The 20,732-nt window shown below is 65.1% G+C and carries 20 protein-coding genes; 6 read left to right on the top strand and 14 right to left on the bottom strand.

From position 1 onward, the window contains the following. The first annotated feature begins 27 nt into the window (after positions 1 to 27). From ACZ1H8_RS06675 to ACZ1H8_RS06660, 4 genes are all read left to right on the top strand, one after another. A complete protein-coding gene (locus ACZ1H8_RS06675) occupies positions 28 to 753 on the top strand; it encodes a 2OG-Fe(II) oxygenase (protein WP_465180564.1) in 726 nt (241 codons plus the stop codon). A 70-nt stretch (positions 754 to 823) separates the two neighbouring features. Continuing rightward, complete coding sequence (locus ACZ1H8_RS06670) at positions 824 to 1,768, top strand: aspartyl/asparaginyl beta-hydroxylase domain-containing protein (RefSeq protein ID WP_465180563.1); 945 nt, start codon at positions 824 to 826, stop codon at positions 1,766 to 1,768. An 11-nt stretch (positions 1,769 to 1,779) separates the two neighbouring features. Continuing rightward, the gene (locus ACZ1H8_RS06665; RefSeq protein WP_465180562.1) at positions 1,780 to 2,403 is read left to right on the top strand and encodes a sulfotransferase family 2 domain-containing protein; all 624 of its coding nucleotides are present in this window, start codon (positions 1,780 to 1,782) and stop codon (positions 2,401 to 2,403) included. A gap of 14 nt (positions 2,404 to 2,417) precedes the next feature. Then, positions 2,418 to 3,005, top strand: coding sequence for an aspartyl/asparaginyl beta-hydroxylase domain-containing protein (locus ACZ1H8_RS06660; protein WP_465180561.1), 588 nt, complete (start codon positions 2,418 to 2,420; stop codon positions 3,003 to 3,005). 9 nt (positions 3,006 to 3,014) lie between these two features. On the opposite strand, the gene ACZ1H8_RS06655 is transcribed toward ACZ1H8_RS06660, so the two are convergent. The 6 genes from ACZ1H8_RS06655 to xseA form a co-directional block, all read right to left on the bottom strand. Then, the gene (locus ACZ1H8_RS06655; RefSeq protein WP_465180560.1) at positions 3,015 to 3,248 is read right to left on the bottom strand and encodes a hypothetical protein; all 234 of its coding nucleotides are present in this window, start codon (positions 3,246 to 3,248) and stop codon (positions 3,015 to 3,017) included. A gap of 50 nt (positions 3,249 to 3,298) precedes the next feature. Further along, positions 3,299 to 5,317 (bottom strand): tetratricopeptide repeat-containing sulfotransferase family protein, encoded by a 2,019-nt coding sequence (locus tag ACZ1H8_RS06650; RefSeq protein ID WP_465180559.1) that lies wholly within the window; start codon positions 5,315 to 5,317, stop codon positions 3,299 to 3,301. Between the two features lie 68 nt (positions 5,318 to 5,385). Further along, complete coding sequence (locus ACZ1H8_RS06645) at positions 5,386 to 8,457, bottom strand: TonB-dependent receptor domain-containing protein (RefSeq protein WP_465180558.1); 3,072 nt, start codon at positions 8,455 to 8,457, stop codon at positions 5,386 to 5,388. Positions 8,458 to 8,743: 286 nt separating this feature from the next. After that, a complete protein-coding gene (locus tag ACZ1H8_RS06640) occupies positions 8,744 to 9,637 on the bottom strand; it encodes a M23 family metallopeptidase (protein WP_465180557.1) in 894 nt (297 codons plus the stop codon). Beyond that, complete coding sequence (locus tag ACZ1H8_RS06635) at positions 9,637 to 9,834, bottom strand: DUF2093 domain-containing protein (RefSeq protein WP_465180556.1); 198 nt, start codon at positions 9,832 to 9,834, stop codon at positions 9,637 to 9,639. Before ACZ1H8_RS06635 ends, ACZ1H8_RS06640 begins: the two co-directional genes overlap by 1 nt. Positions 9,835 to 9,862: 28 nt before the next feature. Next, positions 9,863 to 11,242, bottom strand: a complete 1,380-nt coding sequence (xseA, locus tag ACZ1H8_RS06630) for an exodeoxyribonuclease VII large subunit (RefSeq protein WP_465180555.1) — start codon at positions 11,240 to 11,242, stop codon at positions 9,863 to 9,865. Between xseA and purD the strand changes: the two genes are divergently transcribed. Together purD and ACZ1H8_RS06620 are read left to right on the top strand one after the other, a co-directional pair. After that, entirely contained in the window at positions 11,241 to 12,506 is a 1,266-nt protein-coding gene (purD, locus tag ACZ1H8_RS06625; protein WP_465180554.1) for a phosphoribosylamine--glycine ligase, read from the top strand. The genes xseA and purD overlap by 2 nt on opposite strands. Before the next feature lie 87 nt (positions 12,507 to 12,593). Beyond that, the gene (locus tag ACZ1H8_RS06620) at positions 12,594 to 13,253 is read left to right on the top strand and encodes a hypothetical protein (RefSeq protein ID WP_465180553.1); all 660 of its coding nucleotides are present in this window, start codon (positions 12,594 to 12,596) and stop codon (positions 13,251 to 13,253) included. Between the two features lie 9 nt (positions 13,254 to 13,262). Here the strand turns inward: ACZ1H8_RS06620 and pdeM are convergent, their stop codons facing one another. The 8 genes from pdeM to ACZ1H8_RS06580 all read right to left on the bottom strand — a co-directional run bounded on the left by pdeM (position 13,263) and on the right by ACZ1H8_RS06580 (position 20,693). Continuing rightward, positions 13,263 to 13,925, bottom strand: a complete 663-nt coding sequence (gene pdeM, locus ACZ1H8_RS06615; RefSeq protein ID WP_465180552.1) for a ligase-associated DNA damage response endonuclease PdeM — start codon at positions 13,923 to 13,925, stop codon at positions 13,263 to 13,265. Between the two features lie 65 nt (positions 13,926 to 13,990). Next, complete coding sequence (locus ACZ1H8_RS06610) at positions 13,991 to 15,406, bottom strand: M20/M25/M40 family metallo-hydrolase (RefSeq protein ID WP_465180551.1); 1,416 nt, start codon at positions 15,404 to 15,406, stop codon at positions 13,991 to 13,993. A 99-nt stretch (positions 15,407 to 15,505) separates the two neighbouring features. Further along, positions 15,506 to 15,829 (bottom strand): hypothetical protein, encoded by a 324-nt coding sequence (locus ACZ1H8_RS06605; RefSeq protein ID WP_465180550.1) that lies wholly within the window; start codon positions 15,827 to 15,829, stop codon positions 15,506 to 15,508. Positions 15,830 to 15,924: 95 nt separating this feature from the next. After that, positions 15,925 to 16,290 carry a hypothetical protein gene (locus tag ACZ1H8_RS06600; RefSeq protein ID WP_465180549.1) on the bottom strand — a complete coding sequence of 122 codons (366 nt, stop codon included), beginning with the start codon at positions 16,288 to 16,290 and terminating at the stop codon, positions 15,925 to 15,927. 45 nt (positions 16,291 to 16,335) lie between these two features. Continuing rightward, the gene (locus ACZ1H8_RS06595) at positions 16,336 to 17,466 is read right to left on the bottom strand and encodes an acyl-CoA dehydrogenase family protein (RefSeq protein WP_465180548.1); all 1,131 of its coding nucleotides are present in this window, start codon (positions 17,464 to 17,466) and stop codon (positions 16,336 to 16,338) included. A 118-nt stretch (positions 17,467 to 17,584) separates the two neighbouring features. Continuing rightward, on the bottom strand, positions 17,585 to 18,214 hold the full coding sequence (locus ACZ1H8_RS06590) for a 2-dehydro-3-deoxy-6-phosphogalactonate aldolase (protein ID WP_465180547.1): 630 nt from the start codon (positions 18,212 to 18,214) through the stop codon (positions 17,585 to 17,587). Next, entirely contained in the window at positions 18,211 to 19,074 is an 864-nt protein-coding gene (locus tag ACZ1H8_RS06585) for a 2-dehydro-3-deoxygalactonokinase (RefSeq protein WP_465180546.1), read from the bottom strand. Before ACZ1H8_RS06585 ends, ACZ1H8_RS06590 begins: the two co-directional genes overlap by 4 nt. Next, the gene (locus ACZ1H8_RS06580; RefSeq protein ID WP_465180545.1) at positions 19,068 to 20,693 is read right to left on the bottom strand and encodes a sodium/sugar symporter; all 1,626 of its coding nucleotides are present in this window, start codon (positions 20,691 to 20,693) and stop codon (positions 19,068 to 19,070) included. The genes ACZ1H8_RS06585 and ACZ1H8_RS06580 overlap by 7 nt, the downstream gene beginning before the upstream one ends. Positions 20,694 to 20,732: the final 39 nt, after the last annotated feature.

The following is a 20,732-nucleotide window of genomic DNA, read 5'->3' as shown; positions in this document are numbered from 1 at the left end:
GCAACATGCGGGCCCTAACGGGTCCGCATGTTGCCCGCCTTCACTCTCCACCCGGGAATCGATCCTGCCTCGCTGCGGGGAGAATATGCTAGCACTGGACGGGTCGCGATTGATCCGTTTCTCGATTCCGGCTCGGCCATGATCCTGCGGGACCATCTGCTCGCTCGGGAAGACTGGACGCTGGTGATGAATGCCGGCGACAAGGTTTTCGAGATGCCATGCCAAGCCGAGGCAGCGCTGACGCGAGAGCAGCGTGCGACGCTGGACGCCAAAGTGGCCGAGGCTGCGACTTTTGGTTTCCAATATCGCTATGATTCCATTCGCGTACCCGACGAGCAGGAGGCGCGCGATCGTGCCGGGACCGCGCTCGACCGGTTTGCGAGCTTCATTTCCTCTCCCGAGGTGATGGCACTGCTAGAACGCGTTACTGGAACTGCCATTGATTTCGCGGACGTGCAGGCGACCGGATATCGCCCGGGCCATTTCCTGACGGGACATGACGACAATGTCGCGGGCAAGAACCGTAGCGCCGCCTACGTGTTTGGGCTGACGCCGCGGTGGCGGATCGAATGGGGTGGCCTGCTGCTCTTTCACGGCGAAGGTGCCACCGTCGATCACGGCTTCGTCCCGGCCTTCAATACCCTGCGATTGTTTCGGGTCCCGGCACAGCATAGTGTTAGTCAGGTGGTGTCCTACGCGCCGGAGCGCAGATTGTCGGTCACCGGCTGGCTCAGGACCCGCGGTCAGCCTTGATTCCGCGCCACGATTGGGGGAAGCATCACGCTGTTTCCGGGCGGGGCTGCCCGCCATTACGGACCATGTCATGCATCTGACGACACCGCTGCTAAAGCTGGGAAAGAGTTTCGATGCCGACCGGCTGGCGACAGAAGTGCTCGCACTGCCGGCATCGGCCTGGATACCGCACCCTGGCAATTATCCGGGCAACGATGCGGTATTGCTGGTCACGCCCGAGGGGCAGATGACCAACGGGTTCCTGGGCAGGATGGCCCCGACCCAGCACCTGCGCGCCTGCCCCTATATCATTGAAGTCATGGAAGAGATCGGCGCCGTCTGGGGGCGCAGCAGGCTCATGGGGCTTGGTGCCGGTGCCGTAGTTCCCGCACATGTCGACGCCAACTATCACTGGCGCACCCATATGCGGATCCATATTCCCGTGATCACCAATCCGGCCGTGCGGTTCACCTGTGGCGAGCAGAGCGTGCACATGGCGCCAGGCGACTGCTGGGTATTCGACAGTTTCCGGATGCACCATGTCCACAATGGCGGCAGTGACAAGCGCGTTCACCTTGTGCTGGATACCGTCGGCGGTGAGGAGATGTGGGACCTGATCGATGCCGCGCAGGGTGACGGCAACCCGCGAATTCCGGGAAGCCGAGTCACTGCCGAGCCTGGACTGCGGTTCGAAAATGTCGAGCTCCAGAAGATCATGTCGCCTTGGGAAGTGCGCTGCCACGTCGACTATATTGCCGGGCACGTTGCGCCCGATCCGAGAGTGGAAGCGGCCATCGCCAGGCTCGATCGGTTTGTCTGGGGTTGGAGTTCAGCCTGGTCCCAACATGGCGACTCGGTCGAAGGCTTGGCTACCTATCGCCAGTTGATCGCGCTTTTCCAACGGGATCTGATTGCCAGCGGTGCTGCTAACCTCCTGCTGACGAACCAGATCCCCTTGCTGCGGGCCCTGAACGAGTTGATCCTTCAGGTCGCGCTGCCGGCGAACGCTCCGTCGCTCACCCGGCTTGCATCCTGAATGGCCTGAAGATGATCATTTCCAATAGCCACGGCTTCATCTTCACTGCGATTCCGAAAACCGGGACGCATTCGATCCGTCACGCTTTGCGAGAGCATATGGGGCCGGACGATCACGAGCAGGCGCGGCTGTTCGTGGTCAAGCAACTGCCTTGGCCCGAGCTTGCGAAACTCGGTCATGGCCATATCAGCCTCGCAGAGTTGCGACCGGTCGTCGGCGAAGAAGCATTTTCAAGCTATCTGAAATTCGCATTCGTTCGTAACCCGTGGGATCGCTTCGTATCCTATTGCGCCTTCGCGACCAGCCAGCAGGGCAGTTTCCAGCGCGATCCACAGGGTGTGATGCGCCACTTCCTGTTTGCGGCCCCGCCGCACCATCACATGGTGTTCCGCCCCCAGCACAGCTTCGTCACCGGGCCGGATGGCGAGTTGTTAAGTGACATGCTGGGGCGTGTGGAAGATATGCAGTCGTCCTATGACGCGATCGCTGCACGGATCGGCATTCCTTCCACTCATCTGGGGCGCGAAAACAGTTCGAAGCATGGCGCTTACCGCGATTATTACGATCAGCAACTGATCGACGGGGTGGCGAGGCTTTACGCCCGGGACATCGAATTGTTCGGCTACAACTTTTAGGGATCGGTGCGAAGATGTACGCCAATCCGCGTAAGACAAGTTCAATTCGCAGTCTCGGCCCGGTCGATATCACGGCGCTGCGCGATGCCGTAGCGTCGCTGCCCGAGGCGGTCTGGGATGCAGAGAATGCGGACAAGCCCAACCGGTTCGAGGCGCTCGACGTTACCCGCCATATCGTGTTCCGGTTCGTCCAAGGGTTTAACGACTGGCGCCGCTCCTACGACCGGCCGTTATGGGCGGAGTGGCGCGCGTTGCTTGAACCGGTCATGACCCAGGCGACCGCCGATTATAGCTACGCTCGGGGCGCATTTCCCCGAGTCATGCTGGCTCGCATGCGCCCGGGTGGCGTGATCCAGCCGCACCGCGATGCCAATCCCGCGGCAAAATGGCCGCACAAGATTCATGTGCCGATCCAGACCAGCGAACGGGTCATCTTTTCAATCGAGGGTATCGCCTATCACCTGCCCGAGGGAGAGGCGACCGAAGTCAACAATATGGGCGTGCATTCGGTCGTCAATGATGGCGACTGCGACCGAATACACCTGATCTTCGAATATTACGACTGCGATCAGCCGGAACCGGACTGGATCACATCAGCCTGAAGTCGAGTGTCAGTCGCGCCCCTGGTTGATCGCCGGTCGATTGATCGTATCAGCCGCATCGCGGCGAGCCGCTTCGCTGGCCGCTTCCCATTCTGCCCGCGTCTTGCAGGTTTTCTTGGCAAAGCGTGTGCCGGTGGCGGCGCGTTGCTTGCAAACCACCTCGTCCTCGCGGCGCGGCGGATCCTTCTGCGTGATCACCGGCGATCCGGCAGCCAGAAAAAATGCAATCGCTTCGAGCACCATGGCGCACCTCGTTCAATGTGATGCGAATGCTAGCGTTTTGACAGGCAAGTTCAATCGCTGCCGGTTACCTGATCCCGTTTCAAAATATCGCCATAACCATAGCGTTCCGCCCAGGGCGCCAGGACCGGCAGGATATGATCCATATATCCGCGATATCGCTCCCATCGCCCGCGCGCGCGATCATAGATGCGTTCGGTCACCTGCGCGTAACTGGGCGTTCGGATATGTCCGCGGGCTGCCGCCGTGTCCTGATGGTTGAGGACGCCGCCTTCCCAGTCGAGCCCAAGAAACGCCAGCACCGGCCTCAGTTCGGCTTCAGGTTCTGCAATCATGTCCTCATAGCGCAACATGTGGATATCAGACGGGAAAATCCCGCGACACTGTTCCCAATAGGCAAAGATCCGGTCGTAAGTGCGGCTGGCGTTGTCGAAATCGAGGAAGCTGGACATAGCCTCGGTCGGCTTGAAATTCTGCATGAAGCAACTCAGCACGACATCACAGGGGTGACGCATCGCGAGAATGATACGGGCCTCGGGAAACAGTCGATGGATGAGCGGCAGGCGGATCATCGACAACGGATTCTTGTCGATGATGAGGTGACCGGTTGCGCTTCCGACTGCTTTCTCCGCCTCGGCAAAATAACGCTCGCGCAGTGCGGCAACGTCAGACGCGGTCAGCGCCGAGATCTGGCTTACATCGCCAATGTCGCCAGCGATCTTTTCGATGATCGGAAGCTCTTCCATCACTTTGGTAGCGCTGTGCCCCATCAACATGGTGTCGAGCAGGGTTGTGCCCGATCTTGGAAAGCCGACTAGGAAGGCCGGGCTGAGTTTAGCGGTGGGCGGAACCTGGGGCCATGTCGCAAACCATTCCGCCGTCGTCTGAGCGGCGAGGCGATCCATCCCGCGGCGATAGGCGGTCCGGTCCATGCCGATGCCCAACGGAGTCTCGGCCATCAGGCGGTTCATGTCCTCGAAGGCGCGATAGGCCGCGTCTACATTGCCGAGCCGGTCTTCGAACTGGCCGGTCATCTGCGCGACCGTGGCAGGATGAATCGCACGGGATTCAATCGTCCGCACCCGCTCCAGCGCTTCGGCGGTATTGCCCTTCCGATTGAGAAGCAACGCTTCCAGATAGTCGATCTCGGGACCGGCGGCGCCGGCGCGACGAACGTGGCCGAGCAGCGCTTCCAGTTCGTCGAGGCGGTTCGCTTTTTCGAGCAGGATGCCGAGGTCGACAAAATTGTAGCCCGAGGAGGGGTCGATGTTCAGAGCGAAGCGAAATGCCTGTTCGGCTTTGGCCAGTTCGGAAAGATCGGTGAAGGCCTGTCCAATCGCGGAGAAGATACGCGGGTCGGAGGAATCAAGTTTCGCGGCCGCGCCGAGCGCGCGCAGGGCGTCTGCGGGATGATCGATCGCGGTCAGCATGCGTCCCAATTCGGCCAGCGGCTTCGGGTCCTTCGGATCGAGCAGCGCGGCCTGCTCCATCATCAGGCAGGCCTCCTCATGACGATCCATCGCCGCGAGCGTCCGTGAAAGATTGACATGCACGACGGGTGACTTCGGTGCGAGTTCACGGGCTTTTTGGAGGGCAGTCAACGCGCCTTCGACGTCGCCGCGGTCAAGGCGCGCCGTGCCAAGATTATTCCAGTTTTCGAACTGGTCAGGCCGTTGCGCTGTCAGAGCTTCATAGGCCCATAAAGCGTCGTCCGCGCGACCGCGGGCCTTGAGGATCTCCGCGTGCATGCGCTGAAGGTCCGGCGAGTCGGCGGCCATCGCGCCCTCACAAAGCTTCTCCGCTTCGTCATAAGCTTCCAAGGAGATCAACGCCTTGGCGAGGTTGAGGCGATTGTCGACGGTGTCTGCCCCTGCAGCGATGGCGCGACGGAAATACTCACTGCCGGTCTTTGCGTCTCCGGCCTGGCAAGACACGACACCCAGAAACTGGAGGATCGCCGCATTGCGCGGCTGCTGCCGCGACACGCCCTCCGCCAGCGCGCGGGCGCGACCATAGTCGCCGCGGGTAAAGGCGGCGACCGCCGCGTTCATCTGATCGGTAATGCTCGTCATGTCGACAGCCTAAAAAAAGAGAGGGCGGGACACCAGTCCCGCCCTCTCCTGTCTCGATAGGTGAAGTATCAGAACTTCAGGCGAGCCGAGACGTAGGCGCGCCGTCCGATCACGTCGTAGGTCGACGGATCGGTGCCTGACTGAACGTTCGGCGCATAAGTCGGCGGCTGGCGATCAAAGGCGTTGTTGACGCCGAGACGCAGCGTCATGTTCTCGACCGTCGCCTGAACCGCGAAGTCGAAATACCAGACGCTCGGCACACCGGTGAAGGTCTCGCCGATGAACTGCCGCGAAGCGCGGTTTTCCATCGCATCGATGTACCGGATGCGTGACTGGAGCGACAAGTGCTTGTCGAAGTCCCAACCGACATTCATCGTACCCTTCCACTCGGGGAAGCTCGTGCCGAGACCGGCGCCGAAATACGACACGGTGTCGGCATAGTCGGTGGTCAGACCACCAAGGCCGCCGACCTTGAAGTCGATCAGATAGTTGACCAGCAGGTTGAAGTTCAGGCCGGCATCTTCGCCGATGAACGTGGTCGGCAAGCGGTAACCCAGTTGGAAGTCGATGCCCGAGGTCTTCACGCGGCCCTGGTTTACGGCCTGGAAGTAGCCGCTGGCGTCGCCGCCCAGGCTCGCCGGCAGGTAGATGCCGGAGATGTTGTTGTTCGAGCGACCGATTGCGCTGCAGAACGGGTTCGACGTGCTAAGACCGGAATTGATGTCGTTATAGCCATAGCATGACGCGATGATCTCGTTCACGTCCGGATTGAAGATCGTGTCGTTGATCCGGATGTTGTAATAATCGATCGACCCCGTGAAGCCCATCGCACGGAACACCGTACCGAAGGTGAAGGTGTCCGACTTTTCCGGCTTGAGGTTCGGATTGCCGGTCACCGTGATGAACGCCTGCGCACCTGGGGTGGCGACGAACGAGCTCAGCGTGGAAGCGCCGACACCAGTTGCTTCACACAGTGCGGCTGCTTGGGCGCCACCGGTCTTGCGGAAGTTGGTGTTCTGCGAGCACGGATCGAAGATCTGCGGGAAGCTTCCGCCGCCCGAGAACAGTTCGCCGAAATTCGGCGCGCGCACCGAATGCTGGTAGCTGCCGCGGAAGCGGACTTCCGGGATCGGCGCCCAGGTGACGGTGCCGCCATAGGCCCAATCCTTGGACGGTGTGCCGTCGATGCCGTTCTGGATATCGTTGAAGTCGCTCTTCGAGTAACGAGCGGTCAGCGACAGTTCCAGTGTATCGGCCCAGGACTGGTTCTTTGCGATCGGTACCAGGACTTCGCCGAAGAAGTCGAGGAAGCTGTTGGTGCCGAGGTCGGGCGTACTGGTGTTGAAGCCAGCGATCGGACCGAACAGCGCGCCGGGATCGAATTCATAGCGGAAGTCGCGCTTTTCGACACCCGCCACGATCGAGAGCGGGCCAGCAGGCAGGTCGGCCAGTTCACCCGAGACATAGGCCTGGGCAACCTTCTGGGTGAAGGTCGTCTTGGTCACGCCGGTTTCGGCCACGAACGCAACGCAGTCCGCCGAGAAGGGCTGAATACCGAACGGGTTGAAGCCACCATCGCACAGGCTGGCCCCGCCGTCCGCAGCCTCGAGCAGCTGCTGAACCTTCTGGACGTTGACGTTGCCCTTGGCCTGCTGGTCAATGACCGTCTTGCCCCAAGAGTAATAGGCCTCGTAGCGCCAGCCGGGCGCGATCTCGCCGCGCAGACCGGCGAGACCCTGGATCACTTCATTCTCGAACGACTGCTCGCGCAGGCCGGTGCCGAGGAAGCGATAGCCGATACGGATACCTTCGGCCGCACCGGTTCCGGTGAGGTTGGGGTCGTTGCCGGTTCGTGAGTTCAGCAGTGCACGCAGATCGTTTGAGACAAACGGGTTGGTGGTCGGGACCACGAAGCCGGTGATGCGCCCGGGCTGGCCAGCATTAGGGCCTCCGTCCTGAACCAGGTTCACCAGCGGCGAGCGGGCGTTGAGGGCCGAAGCGGTGCTGTTGGTGTTGACGATACCCGTGCTGACCGGCGTCGGCGCCAGCGCGCTCGACGACTTGTAGTTCGTGTAACCGCCCTGGACGAAGAATTCGAACGACGGGCTGATCTCGTAATTGCCGCGCAGGAAGGCTGAATAGCGCTCCAGCGGCAGGACGAGGATGTTCACGATGTCGAAGTTGTACGAGTAGAAATCGGGAAAGAAGTTCAGGTTCGGGTTCGCCGCAGACGAAAGCGAATAGCGGAAGTTCGAAACATCGACCGGGCTGTTGAACGTGCCTACGCCGAACAGCGAGCCGTCCGAGTTGAACGCGAGCTGGTTGATGCGCGGCGTTTGCGCCGCAGTCACGCCATAGCCTGCGAACAGCGAGTCGACCGCGGCCTGACTGATCGGATTGAGCGAGCTGTTGGTCAACGAGCCGGTTGGGAACGAGCTAGTGGTCGAGGTTGCCTGCGATGCGAAGGCGCGCTGTGCCTTGATTAGGCTCTGGCGCTCCGAATACTCTACCGACAGCGCCATGTTACCACGGCCGTCGGCGAAATTGCCACCGATCGTACCGGCAACCTGGAATTCGCGCGCGTCCGTCTCGCGGATCGAGTTCGAATAGTTCGCACGCAGATCGACGCCCTGAAAGTCGTCCTTCAGGATGATGTTGACTACGCCCGCGATTGCGTCGGCACCATAGGCCGCGCCGGCGCCCCCGGTCACGACATCGATACGGTCGATCAGACCCTGCGGGATGGTATTGAGGTCGACCGTCTGATTCGATGCCGACACCATCGGGCGACGGCCATTGATCAGGACGAGATTACGGTTGGAGCCCAGGCCGCGAAGGTCGATATTCGACTGACCGTTGTTACCCGGGTTGTTCGAAGTCGTCGTGCCGGCCGGATTGACCTGCGGCAGCGTGTTCAAGAAGGTTTCGAGCGTGATGTCGGCATTGGCGACGGTTTCTTCGCCGGTGACAACAGCGACCGGGCTGTTCTGTTCGAGGTTGGGGCGCGCGATGCGCGAGCCGGTGACGACGATCGTGCCCTCTTCGGCAGTCTCATCCTGAGCAAATGCTGGCGCTGCGACCATGGTCGCGCCGACCAGCAGCGTCGATGCGAGCAGACGCGAACGGAATGCTGTCTTCATCTAATGTGTCCCCTATTCAGCGGCCTGCCTGTTCAGCCGCACGAAATAACCGGCAAAGATGCCAGTATGGCACATGTGTACAAACGCATGCCGCACTGCGGCAATGCCTATTCAGGTCTTGGCGCCTTTTGGGCAACGATGTGACAAAATCATCACATCGGCACGCAATTCAAGTTTCTGGGGCGTTTCGCAAATACGTCCAACGCCCACAAAAATATGGAAGTTATTTGAGCGCGAAGCTGCTGCCGCGCCCAGTGGGAAGCGCGGCGACCTCGGGCTGTCCCAGCTATCGTGCCCCCGCCGGCATCGGCCCGGCGAACAGCAGCGGGTCGATCCGTGCGTCGCGCCATTTCATGCCCCAGTGCAGATGTGCGCCCTGCGCGCGGCCGGTGGCGCCGACCGCGCCGATCGTCTGGCCCTGGCGAACGCGGTCTCCGACGCGGACATCGATGCGTGACAGGTGGAGAAAGGCACTGTTGAGGCTGGCGCCATGGTCGATCATCAGCAGCCGCCCCTCCAGCGTGAAGGGGGTCGGGGCCGCCAGGATCACCACGCCGTCGGCCGGGGCGACGATCGGCGTTCCGGTCGGCCGGGCAATGTCGAGGCCCGAATGATAGGCACCGGGTTCGCCGGCATAGATTCGCTGCGATCCGAATCGGGTCGAGATCCGGCCGGTCACCGGCCAGATGAAGCGCTGACGCCAGCCTTCGGCGTCGGTCGGCCGGGCGCGGGCGGCGGCGATCTGCTCGAGCTCGGGCTGGCGCAGGCGAATGAACTCGGGCTGCGGCACGGGGAAGCGGGGCAGTTTGTTGAGGCGCGAAATCTGCCAGCTGCGCGGCGAGATGGTCAGCGTCCTGGTCACCTGGCTGCCATCAGGGCGCGTCGCGACCAGCTGCGCCTGGGGCGCAGCATCGCGATCGAACGCGATCAGGAAGGTGCCGTCGCGGTCGATCGGGATCGAGCCGCCATCGAAGCTGAGACCGGAGGTCCCGGCGGGCAGGGTGCCGATCGCCCAGCCGCCCTGGGTCAGTTCTCCGCGGAGGCGGAAAGGGTCAGTTCTGTCTGGCGCGGATGCCATCGGCGCGGGCTGAGCCGAGGCGGCGAAGATGCCGGCCGGAAGACCTCCGCCGAGCAGCAACAGGACGAGACCCGCCTGGGCGACGCCGCGCGACAATCGCATCAGGCGAGAAGCGTCCGGGTCGCGAGTTCGGCGCTGGCATAGGGTTGCTGGCGCGCCACGCTCCAGTAGCGCAGCACCTCCAGCGGCACGCGCTCGCCCGAGGCGGCGCATACGACATGGTCGCCGGGCGACAGCATGCGGAAGCTGTTGGCCATATAATGGAGCTTGGCGGCGCGGGAGTTGTTCGACATCAACATGACAGGCTCGATCCGAAAACGGCTTTGATCACAACAGGCTCGGCTGTTCGGGCCTGGATCCTTCATAGGATTTGCCGCCCGCACGCTCAACCCGGGCATCTATCGGCCCGTCCCTGAACTGGAGCGTAATGGCCCCCGCCGCGCGGGCTTCCTCGGCGGTGGTGATCACCTTGCCCGAGGTGCGCGCGCCGACGCGAACATAGCCGCGCTGCAGCAGATTGTCGGGATTGACCGAGTCCAGCAGGCGCGAGGCGCCCTCCAGCCGGTGGCGCGCGGTTTCCAGCCGCTGGTCCAGCGTCGAGGGGCGCAGCGCACCGGTAGCGCGATCGAGCTCGCCGCGCGATCGCTGGACCTTGCGCTCGAGACCGCGGTCGAGCCGGGCGGCCAGATCGTCGGTCTTCTGCCGCTGCGGCCCGAGCAGCGCGTCGCGTCGTGGCAGCACGCGGACCAAGGCCGCGAGATGTTCGCAGGCGCGCTCGTGATAGCGCTTGGCGCAGCGCTGGGTGCGCAGCGCCAGGCTGGCGATGCCGTGGCGCAGCTCGGCCAGCACCGGAACCGCCATTTCGGCCGCCGCGGTCGGGGTCGGCGCGCGCAGGTCGGCGGCATAATCGGACAGGCTGGTATCGGTCTCGTGCCCGACCGCCGAGATCACCGGGATCGAGCAGTCGGCAATCGCGCGAACCACCTGCTCGTCGTTGAACGACCAGAGATCCTCGATCGAGCCGCCGCCGCGGGCGACGATCAGCAGGTCGGGCCGCTCGACCCGGCCGCCGGTCGCGAGACTGTCGAAGCCGCGGATCGCCGCGGCGATCTCGGAGGCCGACCCGTCGCCCTGGACCTTGACCGGCCAGACGACGACATGCGTCGGGCAGCGGTCCTCGAGCCGGTGGAGGATGTCTCGGATCACCGCGCCGGTTGGCGAGGTGACCACGCCGATCACCCTGGGCAGATAGGGCAGCGGCTTCTTGCGCTCGCGGTCGAACAGCCCCTCCGCCGCCAGCTTCGCCTTCAGCTTTTCGAGCAGCGCCATCAGCTGGCCTTCGCCGGCCAGCTCCATCCGCTCGATCACGATCTGATATTTGGATCGGCCGGGATAGATGGTGAGCTTGCCGGTGGCGATGACCTCAAGCCCATCCTGCGGCTGAAAGGGGAGCGCGCTGGCGGCGCCGCGCCAGATGACGCCGTCGATCACCGCATCGGCATCCTTCAGCGCCAGATAGGCATGACCCGATGCGGCGCGCTTCCATCCCGAAATCTCGCCGCGCAGCCGGACATGGCCGAACTCGCCCTCGACCATCCGTTTCAGCTTCGCGGACAATTCGCCGATGCTGAGCGGCACGGCGTTGTCGCCGGGCGTCGGCTCGGCTACCAGCCGCCCCGATGGAGCGTCATAAAGGGGATCGGGCATGAACGTCCTGCTGGTGGGGTCTGGGGGACGCGAACATGCGCTTGCCTGGAAGCTCGCGCAATCGCCGCTGCTGGATACGCTTTATGCGGCGCCGGGCAACCCCGGCATCGCCCAGCACGCGCAGATCGCCGATATTCCCGCGGGCGATCACCGCGCGCTGATCGATTTCTGCATCCGCCATTCGATCCAGTTCGTCGTGGTCGGGCCCGAGGCGCCGCTGGTCGAGGGGCTGGGCGACAATCTGCGCACCATGGGGATCGGCGTGTTCGGGCCAAACCGCTTTCCGGCGCAGCTGGAGGGGTCGAAGGGCTTCACCAAGGACCTGTGCGCGCGGGAAAATATCCCGACCGCCGGCTATGCCCGTGCAGAGACCAAGGACGGCGCGCTGGCCGCGCTCGAGGATTTCGGCGTCCCGGTGGTGGTGAAGGCCGACGGACTGGCGGCCGGCAAGGGCGTGACCGTGGCCATGAGCCGCGAGGATGCCGAGGCGGCGATCGCCGACATCTTCTCGGGCCAGGGCGGCAGTGTGGTGATCGAGGAATTCCTGGAGGGCGAGGAAGCCAGCCTGTTCGTGCTGACCGACGGCACCGCCTATGTCCCGTTCGGGTCGGCGCAGGACCACAAGCGGGTGGGCGAGGGCGATACCGGCCCGAACACCGGCGGCATGGGCGCGTACAGCCCGGCGCGAGTGCTCACGCCCGAGCTGGAGGCGCGCGCGATCGACGAGATCGTCCGCCCGACGGTGGAGGCGCTGGCGCGGCAGGGCAATCCCTATTCGGGCGTGCTCTATGCCGGGCTGATGCTGACCGCCGACGGCCCGAAGCTGATCGAATATAATGCGCGCTTCGGCGATCCCGAATGCCAGGTGCTGATGACCCGGCTGGAGGACGATCTGCTCGACTGGATGGTCGCGGTCGACAAGGGAGAACTCGCCGGCCGCGCGCCGCCACGCTTCTCCGACGATCCGGCGCTGACCGTCGTGATGGCGGCCAATGGCTATCCCGGCACGCCCGAGGCGGGCGGCATGATCGACGGCATCGAGGCGGCCGAGGCGACGGGCGCAAAGGTGTTTCACGCGGGCACGAAGATGGCGGACGGCAGGCTGGTGGCCAGCGGCGGCCGGGTGCTGACCATCACCGCGCGCGGCGCAAGCGTGCGCGACGCGCAGGCGGCTGCCTACCAGGCGGTGGATGCGATCGATTTCCCGACCGGCTTCTGCCGCCGCGACATCGGTTGGCGCGAGGTCGAGCGCGAAGAGGGATGAGCGCTACCGACCGTGCGCGCTGGACGCGGCACGATCCGGCGCTAAACCCTTGATCGGATAACGACAGAAAGCAGGAAGGCGCCCGCGATGGAAACGCTTCAATCGACCGCTCCGCTGCTGCCCGGCGGCCCCGAATGGCTGACGCTGCCGTTCGTCATCATCGGCATCGGCGTGATCATCGGCGTCGCCATCCTGTGGTGGGGGGCGGTGTGCGCACGCCGCGCGGCGAACACGCGCCGCGAGCTGGAAGCGCAGAACGAGATCCACCAGCAACCGACCGAGGCAGCGTCGCCCCTTGTCGAGCAACCTGCCGCTCGCCCGCTGCCGCCGGTCGCGCCGACGCCAGCCCCCGAACCCGCGCCGGTGCCCCCGCCCAGCGAACCAGTCGTCGAGGAAACGCCCGCTCCGGCACCGCTGGCCGACGAGCCGATCGCCGCAGCCGCGCCGCTCGATGCGGGACCCGCTGCGCTCGCAGCCGATCTGGCCGAGCCGGGACCGGCCGAACCCGCCGCGGACGATCTCACGCGGATGAAGGGCGTCGGGCCGAAGCTCGCGCAGCGGCTGAACGGCCTGGGCGTGACCCGGTTCGAGCAGATCGCGTCGCTGACGCCGGACGAGGCGGCTGCGCTCGACGCGCAGCTGGGCGACTTCCAGGGCCGCATGGCACGCGACCGCTGGATCGAGCAGGCGCGCTATCTGGCCAGGGACGACCTGGCCGGGTTTGAGGGCGTGTTCGGGAAGCTCTGAGCGTGCAGCTCAGGCGGCGATCGGAAAGCGCAACAGCTTCCCGTTGAGCGCGACCAGCGCCTCGGCGCGGCGGCCGACGGCGCGGACGATCTCCGGGTGATGCGCGTCGAGGCCGCCGGTCAGCGCGCCGAAAGCCGGCAGGATCAGCTTGGCACCGGTCGCGACGAAGCATCGGCGCGACACGTGCCGCCCGCGGACCGACACGCGCAGCTTGGGGTGGAAATGACCCGACAATTCGGGCCGCAGCTCGCGGGGATCGGCCTCGTGACGCAGCAACAGGCCGTCGACCTCGGCTTCCTCCAGGATCGTGCCGCCGCAATGATCGACGAATTTCGAGTCATGGTTGCCGGTGATCCAGCGCCAGTCGAGCCGGGCGGTCAGGTCGGTCAGCAGCGCGCGCGCGCGATCGGGCAGGCGCTCGCAGCCGCGTGAATCGTGGAAACTGTCGCCCAGGCACCAGAGCTCGCGCGCGTCGGTGCGCAGGACCAAAGCCTCCAGCTCAGTCAGCGTTGCGATCGAATCATAGGGCGGCAGCATCTGGCCGCGCGCCGCGAACCAGCTGGCCTTCTCGAAATGCAGGTCGGCGACCAGCAGCGCGCGCCGCGCGGGCCAGTAGAGCGCGCCTTCGGGCAGCGCCATGAACTCGTGGCCAGCGAACGAAAGGGGAACCATGGTCCCGCTATCGTTCGCCCGCGCGGCCACGTCAACCGTTCCGCCCGGTCCGGCGGGATGCTGGATCAGGCCGCGACGGCCGCGTCGCGTGCATCCGCCATCTCGCCCAGCTTGCCCAGGATCCGCACCCAGCTGCGCATGCCCTTGTGGAAACTCTTCAGCTCGTACTTCTCGTTCGGCGAATGGATATTGTCGTCGGGCAGGGCGAAACCGACCAGCACCGTGTCCATGTCGAGGATCGAGCGGATCGAATTGACCACCGGGATCGAGCCGCCGCAGCCGAGCAGCGCCGACTTGCCCCATTCGGCATCGAGCGCCTCGCGCGTGGCGAGCAGCGCGCTGCTGTCGCTGGGAACGGTAATCGCGCGGCTGCCGGGGCCGCGCAGGCTGAACTCGGCAGTGCAGTCGGCAGGCAGCCGATCGCGGACATGCGCCTCGAGCGCTGCCCAGACCTTGTCGGGATCCTGGTCGCCGACCAGCCGGAAGCTGATCTTGGCATTCGCCTCGGCCGGAATGACCGTCTTGAACCCCTCGCCGGTATAGCCGCCCCAGATGCCGTTCACCTCGGCGGTCGGCCGGGCCCAGGCCTGTTCGAGCACATCGTGCCCCGCCTCGCCCGCGGGCTGGCTCAGGCCGACCTCGCCCAGATATTCTTCACCGTCGAAGCCCAGCCGGTCCCAGTCGGCCCGCAGCGCATCGCTGACGGGATGCACGCCGTCATAGAAGCCGGCCAATGTGACGCGGCCGTCCTTGTCCTTCATCTCGCCAAGGATCGTGGCGAGCAGCTGGATCGGGTTGCGCGCCGGGCCGCCATACAGGCCCGAATGGAGATCGCGCGAGGGCCCGCGCACCGTCACTTCGCCGGCGGCCATGCCGCGCAGGCCGATCGTCAGGCCCGGGGTCTCGCGGTCCCACATCAGTGTATCGCAGATCAGCGCGAAATCGGCCTTCAGCTCGTCGGCATGCTCGCGCAGGAACGGGTCGAGGCTCTGCGAGCCCGACTCTTCCTCGCCCTCGAACAATATGGTCACCTTGCACGGCAGCGAGCCCGTGGTTTCCTTCCACGCGCGGCACGCCTCGACGAAGGTGCGCAACTGGCCCTTGTCGTCGCTGGCGCCGCGACCGGTGATGATGCGGCTGCCATCGTCTCGGGCCTCGAGCGCGGGATCGAACGGATCGCGCGTCCACAGCTCGATCGGGTCGATCGGCTGCACGTCGTAATGGCCATAGAACAGGATATGCGGCCCCGGCCCGTCATAATGGGCGACGACCATCGGATGGCCCGGCGTCGGCGCGACCCGCGCGTCGAAGCCGATATCGGCCAGTTCGTCGGCCAGCAGTGCGGCGGCACGCTGGCACTGCTCGGCATAAGCGGGGTCGGTGGATACGGACTGGACGCGCATCAGCGAGAAAAGCCGTTCGATCGCGTCGTCGAGATGCGTCTCGATATGGTCGAGCGCAGCGGAGTCGGAATTCTTCATGGGCGTGAGGTACGCCTCGCACCCGGCGCCTTCAACCCTTGGGCCAGGCCCGCGAAGGACGGATGCGCCGAACGCATCCGCCTTTCGCTGCCCGTCCGGTCAGCTCAATCCGGAGACCAGATACCCCAACAGGATTGCCGTCGCGCTGAGCAGCCCGACAAGGACATAGCTGGTCGATCCGTCGCGGAACGCCTTGGAGTGATCGCCGCGCAGCCGGTCGATCTTCGCCTGCATTCCCGGCCGTGCCACGAGCGCGGCGCGCTGGAGCATGGGGGCGCTCGACAGGAACATCACGGCCCGGTCGATCTCGACCTGGAACACATTGGGGTAACGACGCAGGATATCCTCGATCGCGTCGGTCGTGACGTCGGCCCCGCTGCGGCGATCAAGCGCGCGCGAGGTGGCTTCATGTTCGATAATCATCTTCAGTGCCTTGCTGGCGTACGTCCGCGCCTCATGAACGGGGCACGCCGAATATGATGGTTCGCCGGACGGTTCCGGCCTCGATCAGGACAAGGTCAGGCGAGGGGTGGTGCGCGGGGCTGCGCCGGGGGACGCCAGCGCTGGACCTCGACGGGATAGGCGGCCACCGCGACCACGACGCCGGTAACCGGTTGGACCCCCGCCAGCGCCGCTGGATCGATCGGCACGAGCGCGCCATTGTCGAGATCGCTGCGGTTGCTTTCGGGCCGCCAGTTCTTGGTCAGCCGCCGCCCGTCGATATAGCGATCGGGAACGAGCAGCTGGATCCGGGCGCCATGCTCGCTGAACGCGGCGCGCTCATATGCGGCCACCGCCACGGCCTGTGGCAGCAGCGACACGAACAGCGCGACCGCGATGCTGAAGCTCGCGAACGCCGACCACCAGGAGCGCTGCAGGTTCACCTGCACTTCCGTAGCGGAAAACGCCGGAAAAGGCGATCCCGGACGCTAGAGCGAGCGTGCGATCAGTAACTTCATGATTTCGCTGGATCCGCCATAGATTCGCTGGACCCGGGCGTTCCGCCACATCCGCGCGATGGGATAGTCGTTCACATAGCCATAGCCGCCGTGAAGCTGAAGGCAGGCATCGACCACCTCCCATTCGGTCTCGGTCACCCACAGTTTCGCGATCGCGGCGGTGGTCAGGTCGAGCGTCCCGTCCATGTAGCGCCGGACGCAGTCCTCGACATAGACCCGCGCGACCTCGGCCTTTGCCTTGCACTCGGCCAGCTTGAACTGGGTGTTCTGGAAATCGAAGATGCGCTGGCCGAAGGCTTGGCGTTCCTTGACATAGTCGCTGGTGACCTGGATCGCCTTGGCCATGGTCTGGACCGATCCGACCGCAATCACGAGCCGTTCGCGCGGCAGCTCGGCCATCAGCTGGCGAAACCCCTGACCCTCCTCGGTGCCGAGCAGATTGTCGGCCGGCACCCAGACATCGTCGAAAAACAGTTCCGACGTGTCCTGCGCATCCAGCCCGATCTTGTCGAGCGCCTGGCCGCGACGAAACCCCTCGGCCTGGTCGGTCTCGACCACCAGCAGCGACACGCCCTTGCCGCCCTTGCTCGGGTCGGTCTTGGCGACGACGATGACGAAGTCGGCGATCTGGCCGTTCGAGATGAAGGTCTTGGCACCGTTGACGCGATAGCCGTTGCCGTCCTTGAGCGCCGTGGTGCGGATCGCCTGAAGGTCGGATCCGGCGCCGGGCTCGCTCATCGCGATCGCCGCGACGCTTTCGCCCGAACAGAGTCTCGGCAGCCAGCGACGCTTTTGCTCCTCGGTGCCGTGCGCGAGGACATAGGGCAGGATGATGACATTGTGGAGCGACAGGGCGAACCCCTCGACCCCGTGCTTCGCCACTTCCTCGACCAGCGCGACATCGTGCCGGAAATCGCCGCCGCCACCGCCATATTCCGCCGGGATCGACGCGCCGAGCAGTCCGGCCTCACCCGCCTGGCGCCAGAAGGCGCGCTCGACGCGACCCTCCTCGCGCCATTTCGCGATGCGCTCGGGCGTCGCCTCCCGTTCGAAGAACCGCGCCGCGCTGTCGGCCAGCAGCTCGATTTCCGGATCCTGCATCCACCCTCTCCCGCTTGTTTACACGAGTGTAAGTCCAAGCCGGGCGTCGGGGCAACCAGTGATCTCGGTTAATCGGAACCGATCCGGGGGAGAGTGCAGAACGGGTCCCGGCGCAGCCTCAGCCGCGCAGCGCGGTCACGAATGCGCGGGCGTTGGCACCGACCTCGGCGGCTGACAGGCCGGGCTTGTAGAGCGCGGAGCCCAGTCCGAAGCCGGCCGCGCCCGCCGCGAGCCAGGGGGCCATGGTATCGGGCGAGATCCCGCCGACGGGCAGCATGCGCGTGCCTTTGGACAACACCGCGCCCATCGCCTTCAGCACGGCGGGGCTTGCCGCCTCGGCGGGGAACAGCTTGAGCGCGGTCGCGCCGGCATCGAGCGCGGCGAATGCCTCGCTGGGGGTGGCGATGCCGGGCAGGGAGGCGAGGCCCGCCGCCGCGCTCGCGCGGATCACCTCGACATTGGCGTTGGGCGAGATGATCATCGTGCCGCCTGCCTCGCGCACCGCCTCGACCTGATCGACCCGCAGCACGGTGCCTGCGCCGACGACCGCGCGTCCGGCGAAGCGCTTTGCCAGCCGCGCCACGCTATCGAGCGGATCGGGCGAGTTCATCGGCACCTCGATCAGTTCGAAGCCGGCATCGACCAGCGCGTCGCCGATCGCCTCGACCTCGTCGGGCTTCACCCCGCGCAGGATCGCGACCAGCGGGAGCCGCGCGAAGGCGGCGTCGAATGTGTTGGTAAAGCTCATCGTCTCGCTACCTCGATAATGCCGGCCACGAAGGCGTCATGGCTGTCGACCAATTGCGCGGTGCAGCCATTGGCCTCGATCGCCGCGCGGTACAGGTCGCCCAGGCCGGCGTCAGCGAGGATATAGGCAGTCTCGCCACCGCGTCCTACCAGCCGGGCGGCAACATCGCTGCCGATCAGCAGGCCGCTGGCATAGCTTGCCGCATCGGCATCGTCGCGCTGGCCGAGCAGTCGCGCGGCGCGAATGCCGAACAGCGATGCGGCCAGGTCGCGCTTCCGGCCCTCTTCAACCCCTGCCTGAAAGGCGGGGCCGGAGGTGACCTCGCTGCCCAATTGTGTGGCGAGCAGGCCGTGGCTGCGCAGCAGCGCGAAGAGCTCGCCGGTCATGGCGGTACGAAATCCGGCAATGGCGCCGCCGCGCATATCGACCCATTTGCAATGGGTGCCGGGCTGGACCAGCAGCGCGTCGCCCGGCACGAGCCCGGCTGCGACCGCGCCGAGCAGCTGGACTTCCTCGCCGCGCATCACGTCGGCCGGATCCTGGGCGCAGACGCCGGGGACGATCGCGGTCCGCTCGTCGATCCGCAGCAGCTTTGCTGCGAGCGCGTCTATTCCGGCCGGGGCGGGAACATAGGGTGCCGCCTGCCAGCCGATATTCGATCCGACCATCCCCGCCATCAGCATCGGCAGGTCGCCGAATCGCGCCCGGATGTCCGCCGCCTCGGCGGCGAAGTCCGACACGGCGGTGACGCCGCGTCCGTCGCGCTCGGTGCGGACCACCCGTCCGCCCTCGATCACGAACATGCGGCGGTTGGTCGTCCCCCAATCGACCGCGAGGAAGGCGTCGGCGACGTTCACCACCAGGTCGCGTACAGGACGACGAGGATCAGGATCACGACGATGCTGGCGATGTTGAACAGCAGCGGTGTCGAGAAGGTGACCCCGTCCATCGTCACGCGATTGCTCTCGGTCCGTGCCGGGCGGATCAGGCTGACCACGATGGCGAGGACGAGCGAGACGGCGAAAACGATCGACATGCGGTTCATGAACGGCACCGCGTTCAGCGTCTCGCTGCCGTGCCATTTGGCGGGCAGCCAGAATACCGCCGAGAGCACCACCGAGGTGATTGCCGCGACGATCGCGCCGGCTTCGGTCGCGCGCTTCCAGAACAGGCCCAGCAGGAAGATCACCGTGATGCCCGGGGTGAAGAACCCCGAGAATTCCTGGATGAACTGGAACGCCTGATCGGAATTGCCCAGCAGCCAGCGGGCGGAGAACAGCGCGATCACGATGGCCACGGCCGCGGTGATGCGGCCGATCAGCACGAGGTGCTTCTCCTGCCCGGTTGCCGCGGGTGCGCCGTCCTCGCCGCGGGTCTGGATGCCGCGCGCCTTGGCGTAGAGATCGAGGGTGAAGATGGTGGCGATCGAATTGATCTTGCTGGCGGTCGAGGCGATGATCGCGGCGATCAGCGCGGCGAACACCAGCCCGAGCAGGCCCGGCGGCAGCAGCCGCATCATCGTCGGATAGGCTTCGTCGGGCTTGGCCAGGTCGGGCGCCAGCACCACCGCGGCGATGCCCGGCAGGACGATGATCACCGGCATCAGCAGCTTGAGATAGGCGGCGAACACGACGCCCTTCTGCGCCTCGCCCAGGTTCTTCGCGGCGAGCGCACGCTGGATGATATACTGGTTGAAGCCCCAATAGCTGAGGTTCGCGATCCACATGCCGCCGACCAGAACGGCGATGCCGGGCAGGTCCTTGTAGAAGGGATTGTCGGGTTCGAGGATCATGTCGAACTTCTCGGGCACGCGGCTGGTCAGCACGTCGAAGCCGGCGAGCACGCCCTGGCCGCCGCCGATCTGGTTCAGCGTCAGATAGGATACGACCAGACCGCCCAGCACCAGCAAGGTGACCTGTACGATGTCGGTCAGCGCCACCGCCTTCAGCCCGCCATAGAGCTGATAGAGCAAGGCGAAGAGCCCGAGTGCGATCAGCGCCGCATTCTGGTCGATCCCCGCGACCTTGTTCACCGCGATCGAGCCGAGCCAGATGATCGAGGTCAGGTTCACGAAGATGTAGAGCGCCAGCCAGAACACCGCCATGATGATCGGCAGCGTCTTGCCGTACCGCTGTTCCAGGAACTGCGGCATGGTGTAGATCTGGTTCTTCAGGAAGATCGGCAGGAAGAACTTGCCGACGATCAGCAGCGTCAGCGCCGCCATCCATTCATAGGAGGCGATCGCCAGGCCGATCGCGTAGCCGGAGCCGGACATGCCGACGATCTGTTCGGCCGAGATGTTCGCCGCGATCAGCGATGCGCCGATCGCCCACCAGGGAAGCGATTGCGAGGCGAGGAAATAGTCGGACGTGTCCTTGGCGTGGCCCGCCTTTTCCCGGCTGACCCACTGGGCGAGCCCGAAAATGCCGATCGCATAGGCGACCACCACGATGATATCGATTTGCGAGAGACTCGTCACGGTTTACCCTCCCCGGACCGCTTCGGCGAAACCGGCGGC

Source organism: Sphingomonas sp. BL-S-25 (assembly GCF_055521555.1).
The sequence above is the reverse complement of the archived record's forward strand: the minus strand, read 5'-3'. Positions and strand labels throughout refer to the sequence as shown.